This window comes from Streptomyces albiflavescens (genome assembly GCF_014645835.1).
Lineage (GTDB): Bacteria > Actinomycetota > Actinomycetes > Streptomycetales > Streptomycetaceae > Streptomyces > Streptomyces albiflavescens.
This window is the reverse complement of sequence record NZ_BMMM01000004.1, coordinates 493759-512201: the sequence shown is the minus strand read 5'-3', so window position 1 is coordinate 512201 and position 18443 is coordinate 493759. Positions and strand designations below refer to the sequence as shown.

Here is an 18443-nt window from a genome sequence, read left to right as displayed (position 1 = left end):
GGTCGTGGGATGGCAGGGGCTGGTGTGATCGCCCGAGTGGGGGCAGGGGAGATCAGCCCGACGACGTGAGCGGTTCGCGCGTCAGGAGCAACTGGTAGGACTTACAGGGAAGTTGGCGGAGGTTCAGGCACCGAGGGCGGGGAAGACCACGGCATCGAAGTACTTGCGGAGGAATTCCTGCGTCGGTGGCCGCTCGTCGATGAACGTGCGGGCGGCGAAGCCGCCGATCACCATGTGCAGCACGTAGTCCATCGCGGGGTTGTCCGGACGGATCTCACCCCGGTCGACGGCGCGCTGGAGCACCTTGCGCATCTCCACGATCTCCGGCTCGATGAGCAGTTCACGGAAGGCCTTGAGGAGATCGGGGTTGGAGTGCACCGCCATGGCCAGGGCCCGCATCAGCGCGGAGTTCTGTTCCATGACGCAGTCGTCCTCGCGCGCCAGCAGTTCGAGGAAGTCGCCCCGCAGGGACCCCGTGTCGACATCGGCGATGCCCCGCTTGCTGTGCCGCATCGCCCTGACGACCAGCTCAGCCTTGCCGCCCCACTGACGGTAGAGGGTGGCCTTGCTGGACTTGGTGCGCGCGGCGACGGCATCCATGGTCAGGGCGTCGTAGCCGACTTCCCGGAGCAGGTCGAGCACGGCCGCGTACAGCTCGGCCTCGCGCTCCGGCGTGATCCGACTGCGTCGCGCCGTCGCGGTCTCAGCCATCGCACTCACCTTCCCCAGCTCCGCGCCCGGAGCGGCAGGCTCCGAACGACACGGTTTCGTACATCTCATGCGTACGTCTCCGAAGATACCCCCCGAGTCAGCGAAACGAAACCGTTTCGTACGTGTTCTGGGTCACGGACACGTTTTCACGAGTTGCCGGGGCCCGCCGAGCGGAAAAGCATGGGTAGGTGAGCGACGAGCACGAGAAGGCGACCACCGACGAGCACGCGATCACCGACGAGCAGGTGATCACCGACGAGAACGCGCCCGGCACGGACCACTCACCGGGATACCTGCGCTTCCCGCACCTCAGCGGCGACCTGCTGTGCTTCGCGGCCGAGGACGACCTGTGGCTGGCCCCCCTCGACGGGCCGGGCCGCGCCTGGCGGGTCACCGTGGACCGCACCAAGGTCGGCCACCCCCGCTTCTCCCCCGACGGCCGCCAGATTGCGTACACGAGCTGGCGCAGCCTCGTCCCGGAGATCCATCTGGCGCCGGTGGCCGGCGGTCCCGCCAAGCGGCTCACCTACTGGGGCAGCGCGGACACCCAGGTCTGCGGCTGGTCCCCCGACGGCGACATCCTCGCCGTCGCCTCGCACGGCGAGCCCTTCTCGTACTTCACCTGGGCCTACAAGGTCCCCACCGACGGCGACCCGGGCGGCAAGATGCCCTGGGGCCCGGTCTCGCACATCGCCACCGCCGACATCGACGGCGAGCGCAAGACCCTGCTGCTCACCGGTACCCCGCCGCACGAGCCGGCCTCCTGGAAGCGGTACCGGGGCGGCGCGACGGGCCGGCTCTGGATGCACGGTCAGCAGCTGCTCGCCGACCTCGAGGGCCACCTCGCCTGCCCCATGTTCGTCCGTGGCCGCATCGCCTTCCTCTCCGACCACGAGGGCATCGGGAACCTCTACTCGTGCGCGTACGACGGCACCGACCTGCGCCGGCACACCGACCACGACGCCTTCTACGCCCGGCACGCCTCCAGCGACGGCAACCGGGTCGTCTACCAGTGCGCGGGGGACCTGTGGATCGTCGACGACCTGTCCCCGGAGTCGATCCCGCGCCGCCTCGACGTCCGCCTGGGCGGGCCGCGCGCCGGACGCCGTCCGTACCAGGTACCGGCCACCCAGAACGTCGACGGCATCTCCGTGGACGAGACGGGCCGGGCCAGCGCCGTCGTCGTACGCGGCAGCCTGCACTGGCTCACCCACCGCGAGGGCCCCGCCCGCACGATCACGGACACCCCGGGCGTACGGATCCGGCTCCCCGAGATGCTCGGCTCGGGCGGTCAGGTCGCCTACGTCACGGACGCCGAGGGCGAGGACGCCGTCGAGATCGCCTACCTCCCGCGCGCCACCGGCGACCGCGAGCCGCGCCGGCTCGCCTCCGGCGAACTGGGCCGCGTCCAGGAGCTGGTGTCGGACCCGCAGGGCGAGCGCCTCGCGATCGCCTCGCACGACGGACGGCTGCTGCTGCTCGACGCGAGCGAGGAGTCCGGGGGCACCTCCGGGGGAGGCGAGGTCACCGAACTCATTCGGTCCATCAACGGGCCGGTGAGGGATCTGGCCTTCTCGCCGGACGGGGCGTGGCTGGCGTGGTCGCACCCGGGCATCGGCCGCAGCCTGCGCCAGATCAAGATGGCGCGGATAAAGGACCGCCTGATCGTCGACGTCACCAACGGGCGCTTCGAGGACGAGAACCCGGTGTTCACGCGGGACGGCCGCTATCTGGCCTTCCTGTCCTGGCGCGGCTTCGACCCGGTGTACGACGTGCACACCGGGGACCTTTCCTTCCCGCTCGGCTGCAGGCCCTATCTGGTCCCGCTGTCCTCCGCGACCCCCTCCCCCTTCGCGCTGAACCCCGAGGGGCGTCCGGTCGCCGGGGGCCTGGACCCGATGGAGGAAGAGGCGGGCGACAGCGGCATGGCGACCGTCGAACTCGAAGGCCTGGAGAGCCGGGTGACCCCCTTCCCGGTCACCGCCTCCAAGTACTCGGCGCTGCACCCGGTCGCGGGCTGCGGCCTGGTCTGGCTGCGCTGGCCGATCTCGGGCGCGCTGGGCGAGACCTTCGTGAACCCGGCCGACCTGTCGGGCCGCCCGACCCTCGAATACTTCAACCTCGGCAAGGCGAAGAAATCCGAACTCGTCGAGCATCTGGACTCGTTCGCGGTGAGCGGCGACGGAACCCGGCTGGTCGTCGTGGACGAGGGCGACCTGCGCGCCGTCCCCTCCACCGAGGCCGGCGACAGCGACTCCACCGTCTGGATCGACCTGCGCCGTGTCATCCACGAGGTGGACCCGCCCGCCGAATGGCGCCAGGCCTATGCGGAGGCGGGCCGCATCATCCGGGACTACTTCTGGGAACCCCACATGTGCGGCATCGACTGGGACGCGGTGCTCGCGCAGTACCGTCCCCTGGTCGAACGGGTCGCGTCACCGGACGAGTTCGCGGACCTGCTGCGCGAAGTGCTGGGCGAACTGGGCACGTCCCACGCGTACGTCGCCGCCGCCCGCCGCAACGAGGGCCCGGCCCACTACCAGCGCCTGCAGGGCCTGCTCGGCGCGAACCTTGTCCGCCGCGACGGCAGTTGGATGGTCAAGCGGATCCTCCCGGGCGACTCGTCCGACTCCAAGGCCCGCTCTCCGCTGGCCGGTACGGGGATCCGCGCGGGTGCGGTGCTCACCCACGTCGACGGCCGTCCCGTGAACCCTGTGACGGGCCCGTATCCCCTGCTGGCCGGGGCGGGCGGTACGACGGTGGAGCTGACGTTCACCCCGGCGGAGGGCGAGGGCCTGCCGCGCCGGGTCGCCGTGGTGCCGCTGATCGACGAGCGGCCCCTGCGCTACCAGGACTGGGTGGCCAAACGCCGGGAAGTGGTACGGGAGTTGAGCCACGGCATGTGCGGGTACCTGCACATCCCCGACATGGGCGGCTCGGGCTGGGCCCAGTTCAACCGCGACCTGCGCATGGAGATGTCCCGGCCCGCCCTGATCGTCGACGTACGCGGCAACGCGGGCGGCCACATCAGCGAGCTCGTCGTCGAGAAGCTGACGCGCAAGATCCTGGGCTGGGACCTGACACGCAACGCCCAGCCGGTGTCGTACGCGTCGAACGCGCCGCGCGGTCCGGTGGTCGCCCTGGCGGACGAGGCGACCTCGTCGGACGGCGACATGATCACGGCGGCGTTCAAGCTGCTGAAGCTGGGCCCGGTGGTCGGCCAGCGCACCTGGGGCGGCGTCGTCGGCATGACCGGCCGCCACCGCCTCGGCGACGGCACGGTGATCACGGTCCCCATGAACGCGGCCTGGTTCGACGCGTACGGCTGGTCCATCGAGAACCATGGCGTCATCCCGGACCTGGAGATCCTCCGCACTCCCCTGGACTGGGCCGAGGGCCGCCACGCCCAACTCGACGACGCCATCCAACTGGCCCTCGACCTGCTGAAAATCCACCCGGCGGCATCCCCGCCGGACTACTCGCAGGTCCCGGACGGGACGAGGCCGAAACTGCCACCGCGCCCGCCGGCCTGAGCCGCCGAGCTCCGGGCTGAGCCGCCGAACCAGCGAGTGCTGCCCGGCTGTCCCCATGCCATGTGCCGCCTGTGCTGGCGGAGATGGCAACGCAGGAACGGGGTGCCCCTTGAAAGGGGCACCCCATCCGGGCAAAGCCGGCGCAGCTAGGCGCAATGATCAGGCGTCGTAGTCCTGGTCGAAGCGCTCCTGGGCCTCCTGCTGAAGGCGCTCGTCCTCGCGCGGGTTCTGCGAACGCTGGCTCTGCGAGCGCTGGTTCTGCGAGGGCTGGTGCTGGGGGGAACGCTCCCGCGTCCCTTCCTTCGCGTCGCCCATCTTCTTCTTGGCCTGCTGCTTCATCTGCTCGGCCTTGTCCTGGTACTTGTCCTTCATGCCCATGAGGTTTCACTCCCGTAGTGGGTGAGGGGATTGGGCCTCGACCAGACTGACACGGGGGCACAAAGCACGCATTTCGATCAGTGACGCACGGTGAGACACGGCGCATAACTCAAGGTGAAGTGCCCTGTCGCTGCTGCTCGTCGGCGGCCCCACCGGCCCCGACCAGCCCCGTACGCACACGCGCGAGCCGCGGCTCGAACCGCCGCATCTCGCGCTGCCCGACCGCTCCGATGATCGCGGGCAGATACCCGCGCACGCCCTGCATGCCCCGCAGCCACCACTGCGCGTACACATGACTCGACCGCCGCTCGATCCCGGCGACGATCCGGTCCACCGCGGGACCCAGCGGATACGTCTTGTTGGACGGCCACGGCAGCCGCTGCCGCAGTTCGCGCATCACCTCGTCCTGGTCGGCGCCGCGCACCATGTCCGTGTCGGTCCACGACAGATAACCGACCCCGACGCGCACGCCCTTGTAGCCGACCTCGGCGCGCAGGCTGTGCGCGTACGCCTCCACGCCCGACTTGGACGCGCAGTACGCGGTCATCATCGGCGCGGGAGTGATGGCGGCGAGCGAGGCGATCTGCAGCAGATACCCCCGGCTCTCCATCAGCACCGGCAGGAACGCCCGCGCCGTGACCGCCGAACCGATCAGATTGACCTCGATGACGCGCCGCCAGGCGACCGGATCCGAGTCCACGAAGGGCCCGCCACTGGCCACCCCCGCGTTGGCGACGACGATGTCGACCTTCCCGAACCGCTGCTTGACCTCCTCGGCGACCCGCGCCATCGCCTCGTGGTCGGTGACGTCGGCGTACCAGTGGTCGCTGTCGCTGTGCAGCCGTTCCGAGACCTGCTTGAGCGCGTCCGCCTCCAGGCCGACGAGCGCGACCTTGGCGCCGCGCGCGGAGAGCTTGCGGGCGAGGAGTTCGCCGACGCCCCGCGCCGCGCCCGTGACGACCGCGACCTGTCCTTCCAGGCTCACCCTGCTCATGCGCCCTCCTTGATCTCTACGGCTTCCGATGCTGCCGAGGCGTACGTGGTGACGAGTTCGCGTATGCGCGAGGTCACCAACTCCGGCGCCTCCACCGGTGTCATGTGTCCGAGCCCCGGCAACTCGGTGATCCCGACGCAGTTCGGCAGCGCGGCGACCAGCCCGCGCGCGTGCACGACCGGCGTCAACCGGTCCGCCGTCCCGACGACGACCGCCGTCGGCACCCGCAACTCCCGTACGCCGTGGTCGAGATCGAGCAGTTCGAGGACGACCGACCACGCGTGCCGCACCTTGCGCGGACAGGCGTGCACGATCCGCGCGCACGCCTCGACCATGCCGGGTGACGAACCGGGGCCCATCGTCGCGTACTTGAGGATCCGCCTGGCGAGCGGCGTGACCGGTCCGAGCGGTGCGCGCGAGCCGAGGACGGACTTGGTGATGCGGGTCCGCAGCCGTCCGGCGCGCATCGGCACCACGCGCGCCTGAGCGACCAACCGCGAGCTCCCCGTGCTGCACAGCAGCGCGGCCGCCGCGTGCTCCCGGAAGCGTGCCCGGGCCGAGGCCGCCATGAGCGTCATCCCGCCCATGGAGTGCCCCACGAGCACGGCCTTCTCGCCGGGCGAGAGCGTGGCCGCGAGCACGGCCTCCAGATCGTCGGCGAGGGCCTCCGTGCCGCAGCTGGCGCTCGCGGGGCTGCGCCCGTGCCCGCGCTGGTCGTAAGCGATGACCCGGTGGTCGGCGGCGAGGTCCCGTATCTGCGCCGCCCAGAAGGCGGTCGAGCAGGTCCAGCCGTGCGCGAGGACGATCGCGGGCGCGCTCTCGGGTCCGTGCACCTCGACGTGCAGTCGCGCGCCGTCGGCGGAGACGGCGGTCAGTTCGCGCGCGGGCGCGGGCGGCGCGTACACCCCGTGCGCCACATGCATCAGTCGGCTCACGCTTCTGCCTCCATCTTCTTCTTGGTACGGGACTTGGTCGGGGCCTTGACGGGGGTGCCGTCGGCGGCCGGTGCCTTCGGCGCCCGCACGACCTCGTACTCCCCCAGGTCCACGCGTCGCGTGGCCGTGCGGAACTCGCTCGTCGTGCCCGGCCAGATGGTGGTGTTCACGCCGTTGGCGTCGAGGTACCAGCTGGTGCAGCCGCCGGTGTTCCACACCGTGCGCTTCATCCGCTCCTGGACCTTGTGATTCCAGGCGTTCACGGCGCTGGGGCGCGCGTCGAGGGCCGCGCGCCCTCCGAGCACGTCCAACTGCCGTACGAAGTCGGCCATGTAGTTCAGCTGGGACTCGATCATCAGGATCATCGACGAGTTCCCGAGGCCGGTGTTGGGCCCGATGATCGTCATCCAGTTGGGGAAGCCGGGCGCGGTGGCGCCGCGCAGGGACTTCATACCGGTCCGCCACACGTCGCCGAGCAACTTGCCCTCCGCCCCGACGACCCGTTCCGCGATCGGCATGTCGGTGACGTGGAAGCCCGTACCGAAGATGATCACGTCGACCTCGGTGGTGGTGCCGTCGGCGGCGACGAGGGTGGAGCCGTCGATCTCGGCGAGCCCGGAGGCCACCACGTCCACATTCGGCTGCGTGAGCGCCGGGTAGTACGCGTTGGACAGCAGGATCCGCTTGCAGCCGATCCGGTAGTCGGGAGTCAGCTTCCTGCGAAGCTCCGGATCCTTGACGGCGCGGGCGATGTTCCGCTTGGCCAACCGCTCCACCATGCCGAGTTCGTTGGGCCGCTTGGTGAACGCCTGGACCTGCAACTCCCGGATGCCCCACAGAAGTCCGCGTCGGGCCTGCGTGGTGAAGGGCAGTTGGCGATGGATCCAGCGCTCGGCGCCACTGATGGCCCGGTCGACGCGCGGCACCACCCAGGGCGGAGTGCGCTGGAAGAGGGTGAGCGAGGCGACCTCCGGCTGGATGGACGGCACGATCTGGATGGCCGACGCCCCCGTGCCGATCATGGCGACGCGCTTGCCGCGCAGGTCGTAGTCGTGGTCCCAGCGGGCCGAATGGAAGACCTTGCCGGGGAAGGTGTCGATCCCCGGGACGTCCGGGAGCTTGGGGTCGGAGAGCGGCCCGGTGGCGGAGACGACGACATCCGCCGTGAGGAAACCGCTACTGGTCTCGATCCCCCAGCGCAGCTTCTCCGCGTCCCAGGTCATCATCTTCACTTCGGTGTTGAAGCGCAGATGCGACCGCAGCCGGAAGACGTCCGCCACATGCTCCAGATACGCGCGGATGTGCTCCTGCCCGGAGAAGGTGCGCGGCCAGTCGGGGTTGGGCGCGAACGAGAACGAGTACAGGTGGGACGGCACGTCGCAGGCGCACCCGGGGTAGCTGTTGTCCCGCCAGGTGCCGCCCACGCTGTCGGCCCGCTCCAGGACGACGAAGTCGGTGACCCCTTCGCGGCGCAGCCGCACGGCAGCACCCAGACCGCCGAACCCGGACCCGATCACCGCCACCCGTACATGCTCGTGCTGGGTCATCCCGACGCCTCCCTAGCCACACAACCCCGCCAGTGAACACTGGCGCAATGGGGAGAGTAGAGCAGCCGCGTACTGATGGGTAGGGGTCGCGACCGGGAAAGTTACCGGGGGTACGACGTAGGGTGCGCACGTGGCGGAGAAGCGTGAGTACCGGATGGAGGAGCTGGCCAAGGAGGCCGGCATCACCGTGCGCACCCTGCGCTTCTACCGGGAGCGCAAGCTCATACCACCGCCCCGCCGAGAGGGCCGTATCGCCTGGTACGACGACACACACCTGGCCCGGCTGCGCACGATCTCGGCACTGCTCGAACGCGGCCACACCCTGAACGGCATCGCCGAGCTGGCCGAGGCCTTCGACCACGGGCGCGACGTGGGCGAGCTGCTGGGCCTCGGCGAGCCCACCGAGGAGACCCCGGTCCGCATCTCCCCCGAGGAACTGGCCGACGTCTTCGCGGGCCAGGCGACCCCGGAGAACCTCGCCGCCGCGCTCGACCTCGGCTATCTCGGAACCGACGGCGTCGAGATCGTCCACATCAGCCGCCGCCTGCTCGACGTCTCGGCGGCCCTGGTCCGCGAGGGCATCCCGCTCGCGGACGTCCTGACGGCCGCCCGGCGCGTACGCGATCACGCCGACGCGCTCGCCGAGCTCTTCACCACCCTCGTCCTCACCGAGGACCGCACGGCCGCGGACCTCCAGCGCCTGCGCCCGCTGGCGAAGAGCGTGGTGGAGGCGGAGCTGTCGATGGCGCTGGACCGGCGACTACGGGATCAGAGGTCGTAGACCACGGTCACGGGCGCATGGTCGGACCAGCGCTCCCCGTGCGTGGCCGCGCGCTCCACGAACCCCTTGACCGCCTTGCCAGCGAGCCCCGGCGTGGCGACCTGGTAGTCGATGCGCCAGCCGGTGTCGTTGTCGAAGGCCCGGCCGCGGTAGGACCACCACGAGTACGGCCCTTCGACGTCCGGGTGCAGCGCGCGCACGACATCGACGTATCCGCCGTCACCCGCGTCGAAGACCTGACCCATCCACGCCCGCTCCTCGGGCAGGAAGCCGGAGTTCTTCCTGTTGCCGCGCCAGTTCTTGAGGTCGGCCTCCTGGTGGGCGATGTTCCAGTCACCGCACACGAGCACCTCGCGCCCATCAGCGGCGGCCCGCACCCGCAGCGCCTTCAGATACTCAAGGAACTCCCCCATGAACCGGACCTTCTCGTCCTGCCGCTCGGTACCGACCTCACCGGAGGGCAGATAGAGGCTGGCGACGGTGACACCGGGCAGGTCGGTCTCGACGTAGCGCCCACTGGAGTCGAACTCCTCGGACCCGAACCCGACCCGCACACGATCCGGCTCACGCCGTGTGTAAAGGGACACACCGGCGCGCCCCTTGGCGGCGGCGGGAGCGTGCACGACATGCCACCCCGCCGGCTCGAGAACCTCCTCCGGCAGCTGCTGGGGCTCGGCCCGCACCTCCTGAAGGCACAGCACGTCCGCGGAGGTCCCCGCGAGCCACTCCACGAAGCCCTTCTTCGCGGCGGCCCGGAGTCCGTTCACATTCACAGAGGTCACTGTCAGCAAAGCACTCTCCCCGGCGTCATAGTCGGCGCGACCGACCGGACACCGAGTCCGAGGCCACAGTCAGCACCCGGGCACGATACTTAATCGGTACGGCCGATCCGAACCCGATGGGTACCACCCACTGAATGCATGGATGTACGGTAAGTCGCATGAATATCCGCCCGGTCCCCTTCGACCATCCCGACGCCGTCAAGCTCAACGACCAGGTGCAGGCCGAATACGCCGAGCGCTACGGGGACGAGGGCGACGCCACCCCCCTCGACGCGTCGATGTTCGCCCCGCCGTTCGGGCTCTACCTGATCGCGTACGACGAGCGGGACCGCCCGATGGCCACCGGCGGCTGGCGCACCCAGGACGAGAACGACGAGGGCTACTCGGACGGCGACGCCGAGCTCAAGCGCATGTATGTGATTCCCGAGGCCCGCGGTCTCGGCCTCGCCCGCCGCATCCTGGCCGCCCTCGAGTCCGACGCCCGCGCGGCCGGCCGCACCCGCATGGTGCTGGAAACCGGCTCCCAGCAGCCCGAGGCGGTCGCCCTCTACACGTCGAGCGACTACGAGCCCTGCGCCAAGTTCGGCCACTACCGCTTCCACGAACTGAGCCTGTGCTACGCCAAGGCGCTGTAGTTCTCCGATCGCGGCGCGACCGCCTGAGGGCGCCCCTCGGCCAACCCCGAACCGACGGTCACCGGCGCCCGCGCTAGGGGGTTTCTGATGGATCTCCGTGGAAGAAGGAGCGGCGTTCGGTGCGTGCTCGCGGCGTGCCGGGCGGAAGTCCTCGATGGGGGTCCCCCCGCGCGAGCGAAGCCGAGCGTGGGGGGAGGAGCTACTAGGGCTTTTGTCCGGTGCGGCGAGAGTGCGTGCCGGGCGTCGCGACGCCGCGGAGATCCATCAGAAGCCCCCTAACCCGCGACCCGGCCCTCGCCGTCCTCCCGGACCTCGTCATGACCGGCGTCGGCCAAGGGGATTGAGCCCTTCCGCGCCCCTTGGTCGTCTCCCGGAAGGCGGTTGATGCGGTAGACGTCCGGGACGCACAGGTTGAGGACGGCAGCGGCCACGATGAGGCCGGCGCACGCCATGAGCACCGTCCGGTCGTCCCAGGTGTGGACGGCGAGAGCGGTGATCAGGTAGCCGAAGGGAATGGCGAGGAGTTCCCCGACGCTGTTGAACGCGCTCATGCGTCCCAACTCGGCGTGAGGTACGTGTTGCTGGAAGGCCGTGGTCCACGCGACGATCGCGACATCGAGCCCGATCCCCGCGAGCAGGGCGGCGAGCAGCACCGACGGCAGCGGCAGCCCCCACCCCATGGCGACCAGGGGCAGCGCGAGGGCGGAAGCGGTGGCGACGGCCACGGCCAGCAACCGGTGCGGGCGCCACCGTAGGCACACCAGTGTCCCGGCCAGCAGCCCCGACGCGAAGGCGGCCTGGACCAGTCCCCAGTCCCGTGCGCCCGCGTACTGGTCCGCCGCGACGACCGGCCCAAGGAGCTGGAAGCCGGCCAGCCATGCGGCGACGAGGACGGTTCCGGCGGCCGTGTAGGTCCACAGCCAGGTGCGCGACCAGAAACCGGTCCACCCCGCTCGCAGATCGCCGAGCGCGCTGCCGGCGGTGATCGGAGCATCCAGGCGCAGGCCGAGCAGCAGCAGGGCCGCGGCGGCGAAGGTGAGCGCGTCCCAGGCCAGGGCCCAGGACGGACCGGCGGCCGCGACGACGAGGCCGCCGATGACGGGGCCGACTACCTTGACCGCGTTGCTCGGAAGTCTGAGCAGGGCATTGGCCTGCTGCAGGTGCTCTTGGGGGATGATCTGGCTCACGGCGCCCTGGGCGGCGGGCATCGTGAAGGCCACCGCGGTTCCCGAGGCGAAGCCGCAGAGGGCGATGGAGGTGGTCGTCGCGTGGCCGGTGGCGACGGTCGCGGCCAGTGTCCCCTGGGCCGCGGCCGCCAGCAGGTTGCCGAGGAAGAGGATCCGGCTCCTGGACAGACGGTCCGCGAGGACTCCGCCCGCGACGAGGAAGGCGACGGTCGGAACGGTGTTCGTGGCGAGCACCAGGCCGAGGGCCCCGGCTCCGCCGCCCTGCTCGATCACGGAATAGGCGAGCGCGAGCGGCGCGATCGCGGACCCGGTGACCGAGATCAGGTTGGCCAGCACGAACCGCCGGAACGCCGGGATCCTCAGGGGCGCCGCACGGGCCGTCGATAACTCCGCTGCGGTCTCCATGCTCTCCCTCGAGTTCGGCGCAGCGAGCACCTTACGACAACGACCGCAGGTCGGGAACGAGTTGTCGACAGCCCGGGAAAGCAAAGATCCCGCCCGATCAATCAGATCGGACGGGATCTCGTCAACTGTCCCCGATTTACCTCAAGAACAGTCGCTGCGTGGACCTGAGGGGATTTGAACCCCTGGCCCCCTCGATGCGAACGAGGTGCGCTACCGGACTGCGCCACAGGCCCTTGCAACGAGTGAAACTCTAGCATCCCCATCGAGGTGCTCGGAAATCCGTTCCTGGCTGGTCAGCCAGGGGCTCCCGAGCCCCCGTCGTCACACCCGTCACTCATTGGCCGCGCGCGGCCGTTCCCCGTCCTCGTACTGGTCGAAGAGCGGCGTACGACCGCGCTCGCGGGCGCGCCGGGCGGACGCGGCGCGACGCGCGTCACAGCGGCCGTCGTCGCCGGCCTCCGCCTCGTCGGACGGCTCCTCGGCGGCCGGCTCGACCTCCGGCGCGGACGGTTCCACGGTGCTGGAGCGCGCGGAGCTCCACGCGTCCGGCGCCCCCAGGTCGACGCTGGGCGTGGCCCTGGGCGCGACCGGAGCGGTCACGTACGTCGGCAGCGGAACCGGCACCGGATCCCAGCTGTCGCCCTGGCCGGGACCGCGTTGGCGCTCGCGCTGCTGGTCGACCCACTCCGCGTGGTCGGTCTGCTCGACGAGCGCGCGGCGGTCGGCGGCGAGCGCGGAGAGGCCGGGGTCGGCCGCAGGCTCCGGTCCCTCGTCCGGCTCGTCGGCTCCGGGGTCGACGGTCGGCCGTCGGCGCGGCTGCCGCTCCCGCAGCCGCTGCGCCGCGGCCTCGGCCCGCCGCCGGTCCATCGTGTAGGTGAAGCGGCGCCGCTCCTGGGCCCGCAAGTACACGATGTACGCGCTCAGCATCACTGCGGGCACGCCGGGCGCCCACAGGAAGGCGAGCCCGCCCACGGCCGCGACGATCGCGCCGAGTGTGAAGGCGAGGAAGATCATCACCGTCGTACGCCGTCGGCGCGCGAGCACCTTCGAGCGCCGGGCACGCGCTGCGGCCTCCGCCGAAGAACCACGCCGCGCGCCCGGCACACGCCGGGACGCGGACTTGGCCGACGGCTTCGGCGCGGATGGGGCCGATGACTTCGCCGCGGACGGGGCCGATTGCTGCGGTACGGACTTGGCCACCTGCTGGGGTACGGGTCTGGCGGCGCCCGGGGCCTCGTGCGCGGCCCCCCTGGCGGCCGCCGGAGGCGCCGTCTCCGAATGCGCCGGGGACGGCGGCTGAACCCGCTCCTGCACCTGCGGCCGGTGCTGGACCTGCGTCTGCGGCCGGGTCGGAGGCATGGCGAAGGCCCGGACGTCCACCGAATCGGTGACGCCGTCCGGGTCGGCGCTGAACTCCCCCTCCTCGGCGGAGCGCGCCCGCAGGTCCTTGGCGTACCGGCGCTCCATACCCGCCCGTCCGGACAGCAGCCGGATGGCGGTACTGAAGCGTTCCGTCGGACGGGCTTCGTTCAGCTCGTCCTGCCTACGGAGCCACATCGGCACCAAGTAGGCGGCCCAGGCCCCGACGATGACTGCGTAGATGAGGCCACTGCTGCTCACGCCTCACACGGTAGAGGGGTTTGCGTGAGGCCATCTGCCAATTGAGCCGGTGTGTCGCACGATCTGGCTGATATTTCGAGCTTTTTTTGTGAACGATGCGATCAGCAGGCTGCCGGGACCGTGAATTCAATGACCGGAGACGGACTCAAGGTGATCGCCGATCGATCAATTTCGAACATCTATTCAATTAACCGGCGTTCCCCGGCTTGCTCTGGTTTTGCGAACCCGCCTGCTCGGATCCCACCTGCTCCGAGCGGGTCTGCGCCGAGCGCGCCCGGCGCCAACGTCCGAGCAGCCCCTCGGGCACCTCTTCGGCGGTGAGCGCGTACACGAGATGGTCGCGCCAGGCCCCGTCGATGTGGAGATAACGTGGACGAAGCCCTTCCTCACGGAATCCGAGTTTCTCCACGACCCGGCGGCTCGGCCCGTTCTCGGGGCGAATACAGACTTCGATGCGGTGCAGTCCGACGGTGCGGAAGCAGTGGTCGGTCACCAGCGCCACGGCCGTCGGCATCACTCCGCGGCCCGCGACGCCCTGGTCCACCCAGTAGCCGATGTGCCCGGAACACATCGAGCCCCAGGTGATCCCGGCGACCGTCAGCTGCCCGACGAGCCGCCCCTGGTACTCGATCACGAAGGGCAGCATGCGGCCCGCGTTGGCCTCCGCGCGCAGATGCCGGACCATCTGGCGGTAGGTCGGCCGGTGCGCGATGGGACCACTGGGGGTGGGCGGCGGGATGGTCGCCTCCCAGGGCCGCAGCCAGTCCCGGTTGCGCCGGTTGACCTCGCGCCAGGCCCGCTGATCGCGCAGCTTTATGGGCCGGAGGACGACATCGCCGTCCACCAGCTCGACGGGCCAGGATGGGCTGTTCAGCTCGCACCCCCACTGCCATTGGGTCTGGAGTGGTCGCCGCCGCGGATCTGGTCGACGGCGTGGATCAGGAGGGGCTCCAGGACGGCGAGGCCGTCCTTCACCCCGCCGGTGGAGCCCGGCAGGTTGACGATCAGCGTCCGTCCCGCGACTCCGGCGAGCCCCCGGGACAGCGCCGCCGTCGGCACCTTCTCTCTTCCGAACGCCCTGATGGCCTCGGGAATGCCCGGCACCTCGTGGTCGAGCACCCGCCGCGTCGCCTCGGGCGTCCGGTCGGTCGGCGAGATCCCCGTACCACCGGTGGTCACGATGACGTCATACCCGGCGTCGGTGCCCGCGCGCAGGGCGGCCTCGACCGGGTCGCCGTCGGGGACGACCTGAGGTCCGTCCACCACGAAGCCGAACTTCGCGAGCCCCTCGGCGATCAGGGGACCGCCCTTGTCCTCGTAGACCCCGGCGGCGGCGCGGTTGGAGGCCGTGACCACCAGGGCTCGATACGACGATGGCGTCATGCCCGGCTCCAGTCGCCCGACTTCCCGCCCGTCTTCTCTTCCACCCTCACGTCCGTGATGACCGCCCCCTTGTCGACCGCCTTGACCATGTCGATCACGGTGAGGGCCGCCACGCTGACCGCGGTGAGGGCTTCCATCTCGACACCCGTACGGTCGGTGGTCTTCACGGTGGCGAGGATCTCGACGGCGTCGTCCGCGACCGACAGATCAATCTTGACACCCGACACCGACAAGGGGTGGCACAGCGGGATCAGGTCCGGCGTGCGCTTGGCGCCCATGATGCCCGCGATGCGCGCGGTGGCGAGGGCGTCGCCCTTGGGGACCCCCTCGCCGCGCAGCAGCTCGACCACCCGGGGTGAGACCAGGACGCGTCCGCTGGCGCTCGCGGTGCGCGCGGTCACGTCCTTCCCGGACACGTCGACCATGCGGGCGGCGCCCGCCTCGTCGATGTGTGTCAGTCGGTCCTGCTCAGGGGGTCCGGGGGTCTCCCCCCGGGACGGAACAGTCATGTGCGTGGGCGCTCCCGGTCCGGGCCCTTGGCAGTGCGGCGCGTGGGCCTGTTGTGCGCGACACGCTACCGCCAACCCGGGGTGCTCAGCCGAGCAGGACCCTCTCGGGCCCCGGCAGCTCAGCCGAGCAGGACCACCTCGACCTCCGCGCCGGGCTCGACCGACGTGTCGTCCTCGGGCACGACGATCAGCGCGTCGGCGTGCGCGAGCGCCGCGACCAGGTGGGATCCGGCGCCGCCGACGGGCGTCACCTCGCCCTCCGCGTACGTCCCCCGCAGAAACTGCCGGCGGCCCGCGGGCGAGGTCAGCGCCTTGTCCGCCTTCAGCGTCGCCCTGGTCGTGGGCCGGTGGATGTCCTTCAGACCCATCAGGGTGCGGATCGCGGGGCGCACGAACAGCTCGAAGGAGACGTACGACGACACCGGGTTGCCCGGGAGCGCGAGCAGCGGGGTGTGGTCGGGTCCGATGGAGCCGAAACCCTGGGGCTTGCCGGGCTGCATGGCGAGTTTGCGGAAGTCGATGCCGCTGCCCGCCTCGTCCTCGTCGCCCACGGAGGACAGCGCCTCCTTGACGACGTCGTACGCGCCGACGCTCACACCGCCCGTCGTGACCAGCATGTCCGCGCGGATGAGCTGGTCCTCGATGGTGGCGCGAAGCGTCGCGGCGTCGTCGGCGACCGCACCCACCCGGTAGGCGATGGCCCCGGCGTCGCGGGCGGCGGCGCACAGGGCGAAGCTGTTGGAGTCGTAGATCTGGCCGGCGCCCAACTCCTCGTCGGGCTGAACCAGTTCGCTGCCGGTGGACAGCACGACCACGCGCGGGCGCGGGCGCACGCGTACGGTGCCGCGGCCGATCGCGGCGAGCAGGCCGATCTGCGGCGGGCCGAGGATGGTGCCCGCTTCGAGGGCGCGGTCACCGGCCTTCACATCGCTGCCCTTCGCGCGCACGTGCGCGCGTGCCTCGGCGGGGCGGTGGACCTGCACCTGACCGGAAGCGGCCTCGGGGGCCGCGCTGCGGGCGCGCATCCCGGAGACCGGACCCTCGCCCAGGCCACCGTCGGTCCACTCCACGGGGACGACCGCCTCGGCGCCGGGCGGCAGCGGGGCGCCGGTCATGATGCGGACGGCCTGGCCGGGGCCCACGGAGGGCTGCTCGGCCTGGCCGGCCGCGACGTCGCCGACGACTACCAGCACGGCCGGGTACTCCTCGCTCGCGCCCGCCACATCGGCGACCCGGACCGCGTACCCGTCCATCGAGCTGTTGTCGAACGGCGGCAGGGAGACCGGCACCGTGACGTCCTCGACCAGAACGCAGCCCTGGGCGTCGAGGAGTTGGAGCTCGATGGGTTCGAGGGGGCGGACGGTCGCGAGGATGTCCTCCAGGTGGTCGTCCACCGACCAGAGGTGATCCTCGCCGGTGGTGCGGGTCGCGGCGCTGCTCAAAGTCCCTACATCTCCTCGGCTACGTAACTGCGAAGCCAGGTCCGGAAGTCCGGGCCCAGGTCTTCACGTTCGCACGCGAGTCTGACAATGGCACGCAGGTAGTCGCCACGGTCCCCGGTGTCATAGCGGCGGCCCTTGAAGACGACGCCGTGCACGGGGCCGCCGACCTTCTCCTCGTCGGCGAGCTGCTGGAGGGCGTCGGTGAGCTGGATCTCACCGCCGCGACCCGGCTCGGTCTTGCGCAGTATGTCGAAGATGTGCGGATCGAGGACGTACCGTCCGATGATCGCGTAGTTGCTGGGTGCGTCCGCGACGTCCGGCTTCTCCACCAGGCCGGTCACCTTGACCAGGTCGCCCTCGTCGGTGGCCTCGATGGCGGCACATCCGTAGAGGTGGATCTGTTCGGGCGCGACCTCCATGAGCGCGATGACGCTGCCGCCGCGCTGCTCCTGAACCTCGACCATGCGCGCGAGCAGGGGGTCGCGCGGGTCGATCAGGTCATCACCCAGGAGCACGGCGAAGGGCTCGTGACCGACGTGCGGGGCGGCACACAGGACGGCGTGGCCGAGGCCCTTGGGGTCGCCCTGGCGCACGTAGTGCATGGTGGCGAGGTCGCTGGACTCCTGGACCTTGGCGAGCCGGTCGGCGTCGCCCTTCTTCTGGAGCGCCGATTCGAGCTCGTAGTTGCGGTCGAAGTGGTCCTCGAGGGGGCGCTTGTTGCGGCCCGTGATCATCAGGACGTCGTCAAGACCCGCCGACACGGCCTCTTCGACCACGTACTGGATCGCCGGCTTGTCGACGACCGGCAGCATCTCCTTGGGAGTGGCTTTGGTGGCCGGCAGGAACCGGGTGCCGAGGCCTGCTGCGGGAATGACAGCCTTGCTGATCCTGGGGTGTGACTCAGTCATGCCCGCAACCATAACCGGTGGCTATGTGCGGAATCTGATGCTCCGGTTAATTCGCTCTCATATGAGCGCATGAGGAAGGGTACGGGAGCAACCTGTGAGTCACATCGGACGTGAACCAGAGTCTGGCAAGCGAATGTTGCGGCGAGGATTCCTCTCGGTGAGAAAAGGGTTGACGGCCGATGACGTGCGAAAAACGGCCGAGGCCCTGGCCGCCCGCGCGCTGGAGCTGCCCGAACTGGCGCACGCGCGCACTGTGGCGGCGTACGTCTCCGTGGGGAGCGAGCCCGGCACCCTCGCGCTCCTCGACGTGCTTCGCGCGCGGGGCGTGCGCGTGCTGCTGCCGGTCCTGATGGCGGACAACGACCTGGACTGGGGCGCGTACGCCGGGGAGGGATCCCTCGTACGGGTCCAACACGGCGGAAAGATGGCGCTCTTGGAGCCCGCCGGCGAGCGGCTGGGCCCGGAGGCCGTCCAGGCCGCCGACGTCGTCCTGCTGCCCGGTCTCGCCGTCGATGCGCGCGGCATGCGCCTGGGACGCGGCGGGGGCTCCTACGACCGCGTCCTGGCCCGTCTGGAGCGTGCGGGGGCCGATCCCGCGCTGGTGGTGCTCCTGTACGACACCGAGGTCGTCGAGCGGGTGCCCGAGGAGCCGCACGACCGTCCCGTCCACGCGGTGGTGACCCCCTCCGGCGT

The 18443-nt window shown here is 70.6% G+C and carries 17 protein-coding genes and 1 tRNA gene; 4 read left to right on the top strand and 14 right to left on the bottom strand.

Features of this window, described 5'->3' with window-relative positions:
- Window positions 1–123: 123 nt before the first annotated feature.
- Window positions 124–711, bottom strand: a complete 588-nt coding sequence (locus IEY95_RS14670) for a TetR/AcrR family transcriptional regulator (RefSeq protein WP_189186415.1) — start codon at window positions 709–711, stop codon at window positions 124–126.
- 245 nt (window positions 712–956) lie between these two features.
- Between IEY95_RS14670 and IEY95_RS14665 the strand changes: the two genes are divergently transcribed.
- Window positions 957–4244, top strand: a complete 3288-nt coding sequence (locus IEY95_RS14665) for a S41 family peptidase (protein ID WP_373294471.1) — start codon at window positions 957–959, stop codon at window positions 4242–4244.
- 159 nt (window positions 4245–4403) lie between these two features.
- Here the strand turns inward: IEY95_RS14665 and IEY95_RS14660 are convergent, their stop codons facing one another.
- The 4 genes from IEY95_RS14660 to IEY95_RS14645 form a co-directional block, all read right to left on the bottom strand.
- Window positions 4404–4616 (bottom strand): hypothetical protein, encoded by a 213-nt coding sequence (locus IEY95_RS14660; RefSeq protein WP_308429309.1) that lies wholly within the window; start codon window positions 4614–4616, stop codon window positions 4404–4406.
- Window positions 4617–4731: 115 nt separating this feature from the next.
- Window positions 4732–5616 (bottom strand): SDR family oxidoreductase, encoded by an 885-nt coding sequence (locus IEY95_RS14655; RefSeq protein ID WP_189186413.1) that lies wholly within the window; start codon window positions 5614–5616, stop codon window positions 4732–4734.
- Window positions 5613–6551, bottom strand: coding sequence for an alpha/beta fold hydrolase (locus tag IEY95_RS14650; RefSeq protein WP_189186412.1), 939 nt, complete (start codon window positions 6549–6551; stop codon window positions 5613–5615). Before IEY95_RS14650 ends, IEY95_RS14655 begins: the two co-directional genes overlap by 4 nt.
- The gene (locus IEY95_RS14645; RefSeq protein WP_189186411.1) at window positions 6548–8098 is read right to left on the bottom strand and encodes a flavin-containing monooxygenase; all 1551 of its coding nucleotides are present in this window, start codon (window positions 8096–8098) and stop codon (window positions 6548–6550) included. The genes IEY95_RS14650 and IEY95_RS14645 overlap by 4 nt, the downstream gene beginning before the upstream one ends.
- A 154-nt stretch (window positions 8099–8252) precedes the next feature.
- On the opposite strand from IEY95_RS14645, the gene IEY95_RS14640 reads away from it, so the two are divergent.
- The gene (locus tag IEY95_RS14640; protein ID WP_189186522.1) at window positions 8253–8879 is read left to right on the top strand and encodes a MerR family transcriptional regulator; all 627 of its coding nucleotides are present in this window, start codon (window positions 8253–8255) and stop codon (window positions 8877–8879) included.
- Here IEY95_RS14640 and IEY95_RS14635 read toward each other — a convergent pair.
- The gene (locus IEY95_RS14635; RefSeq protein ID WP_189186410.1) at window positions 8867–9670 is read right to left on the bottom strand and encodes an exodeoxyribonuclease III; all 804 of its coding nucleotides are present in this window, start codon (window positions 9668–9670) and stop codon (window positions 8867–8869) included. The genes IEY95_RS14640 and IEY95_RS14635 overlap by 13 nt on opposite strands.
- Window positions 9671–9819: 149 nt before the next feature.
- On the opposite strand from IEY95_RS14635, the gene IEY95_RS14630 reads away from it, so the two are divergent.
- Window positions 9820–10296, top strand: coding sequence for a GNAT family N-acetyltransferase (locus tag IEY95_RS14630; protein WP_189186409.1), 477 nt, complete (start codon window positions 9820–9822; stop codon window positions 10294–10296).
- 275 nt (window positions 10297–10571) lie between these two features.
- Here the strand turns inward: IEY95_RS14630 and IEY95_RS14625 are convergent, their stop codons facing one another.
- The 8 genes from IEY95_RS14625 to galU form a co-directional block, all read right to left on the bottom strand.
- The gene (locus IEY95_RS14625) at window positions 10572–11888 is read right to left on the bottom strand and encodes an MFS transporter (protein ID WP_189186408.1); all 1317 of its coding nucleotides are present in this window, start codon (window positions 11886–11888) and stop codon (window positions 10572–10574) included.
- Between the two features lie 159 nt (window positions 11889–12047).
- Window positions 12048–12121: transfer RNA gene (locus IEY95_RS14620), tRNA-Ala, on the bottom strand.
- A 97-nt stretch (window positions 12122–12218) separates the two neighbouring features.
- Window positions 12219–13508 carry a divisome protein SepX/GlpR gene (gene sepX, locus IEY95_RS14615; protein WP_189186407.1) on the bottom strand — a complete coding sequence of 430 codons (1290 nt, stop codon included), beginning with the start codon at window positions 13506–13508 and terminating at the stop codon, window positions 12219–12221.
- Between the two features lie 187 nt (window positions 13509–13695).
- Window positions 13696–14355: a GNAT family N-acetyltransferase gene (locus tag IEY95_RS14610; RefSeq protein WP_229702951.1), complete on the bottom strand. Its 660-nt coding sequence runs from the start codon at window positions 14353–14355 to the stop codon at window positions 13696–13698.
- A gap of 23 nt (window positions 14356–14378) precedes the next feature.
- Window positions 14379–14891 carry a MogA/MoaB family molybdenum cofactor biosynthesis protein gene (locus IEY95_RS14605; protein WP_189186406.1) on the bottom strand — a complete coding sequence of 171 codons (513 nt, stop codon included), beginning with the start codon at window positions 14889–14891 and terminating at the stop codon, window positions 14379–14381.
- A complete protein-coding gene (moaC, locus tag IEY95_RS14600; protein WP_189186405.1) occupies window positions 14888–15400 on the bottom strand; it encodes a cyclic pyranopterin monophosphate synthase MoaC in 513 nt (170 codons plus the stop codon). The genes IEY95_RS14605 and moaC overlap by 4 nt, the downstream gene beginning before the upstream one ends.
- 119 nt (window positions 15401–15519) lie before the next feature.
- Window positions 15520–16842 (bottom strand): molybdotransferase-like divisome protein Glp, encoded by a 1323-nt coding sequence (glp, locus tag IEY95_RS14595; protein WP_189186404.1) that lies wholly within the window; start codon window positions 16840–16842, stop codon window positions 15520–15522.
- Window positions 16843–16847: 5 nt separating this feature from the next.
- On the bottom strand, window positions 16848–17750 hold the full coding sequence (gene galU / locus IEY95_RS14590) for a UTP--glucose-1-phosphate uridylyltransferase GalU (RefSeq protein WP_189186403.1): 903 nt from the start codon (window positions 17748–17750) through the stop codon (window positions 16848–16850).
- Window positions 17751–17883: 133 nt separating this feature from the next.
- On the opposite strand from galU, the gene IEY95_RS14585 reads away from it, so the two are divergent.
- Window positions 17884–18443: 5-formyltetrahydrofolate cyclo-ligase (locus tag IEY95_RS14585; RefSeq protein ID WP_189186521.1), on the top strand; the 560-nt coding region annotated here is incomplete at its 3' end.

Bases quoted from the DNA above. Each gene is read 5' to 3' on its own strand.
- IEY95_RS14670 (WP_189186415.1), bottom strand. From the start codon at position 711: ATGGCTGAGACCGCGACGGCGCGACGCAGTCGGATCACGCCGGAGCGC.
- IEY95_RS14660 (WP_308429309.1), bottom strand. From the start codon at position 4,616: ATGAAGGACAAGTACCAGGACAAGGCCGAGCAGATGAAGCAGCAGGCC.
- IEY95_RS14655 (WP_189186413.1), bottom strand. From the start codon at position 5,616: ATGAGCAGGGTGAGCCTGGAAGGACAGGTCGCGGTCGTCACGGGCGCG.
- IEY95_RS14645 (WP_189186411.1), bottom strand. From the start codon at position 8,098: ATGACCCAGCACGAGCATGTACGGGTGGCGGTGATCGGGTCCGGGTTC.
- IEY95_RS14640 (WP_189186522.1), top strand. From the start codon at position 8,253: ATGGAGGAGCTGGCCAAGGAGGCCGGCATCACCGTGCGCACCCTGCGC.
- IEY95_RS14630 (WP_189186409.1), top strand. From the start codon at position 9,820: ATGAATATCCGCCCGGTCCCCTTCGACCATCCCGACGCCGTCAAGCTC.
- IEY95_RS14625 (WP_189186408.1), bottom strand. From the start codon at position 11,888: ATGGAGACCGCAGCGGAGTTATCGACGGCCCGTGCGGCGCCCCTGAGG.
- IEY95_RS14605 (WP_189186406.1), bottom strand. From the start codon at position 14,891: ATGACGCCATCGTCGTATCGAGCCCTGGTGGTCACGGCCTCCAACCGC.
- moaC (WP_189186405.1), bottom strand. From the start codon at position 15,400: ATGACTGTTCCGTCCCGGGGGGAGACCCCCGGACCCCCTGAGCAGGAC.
- galU (WP_189186403.1), bottom strand. From the start codon at position 17,750: ATGACTGAGTCACACCCCAGGATCAGCAAGGCTGTCATTCCCGCAGCA.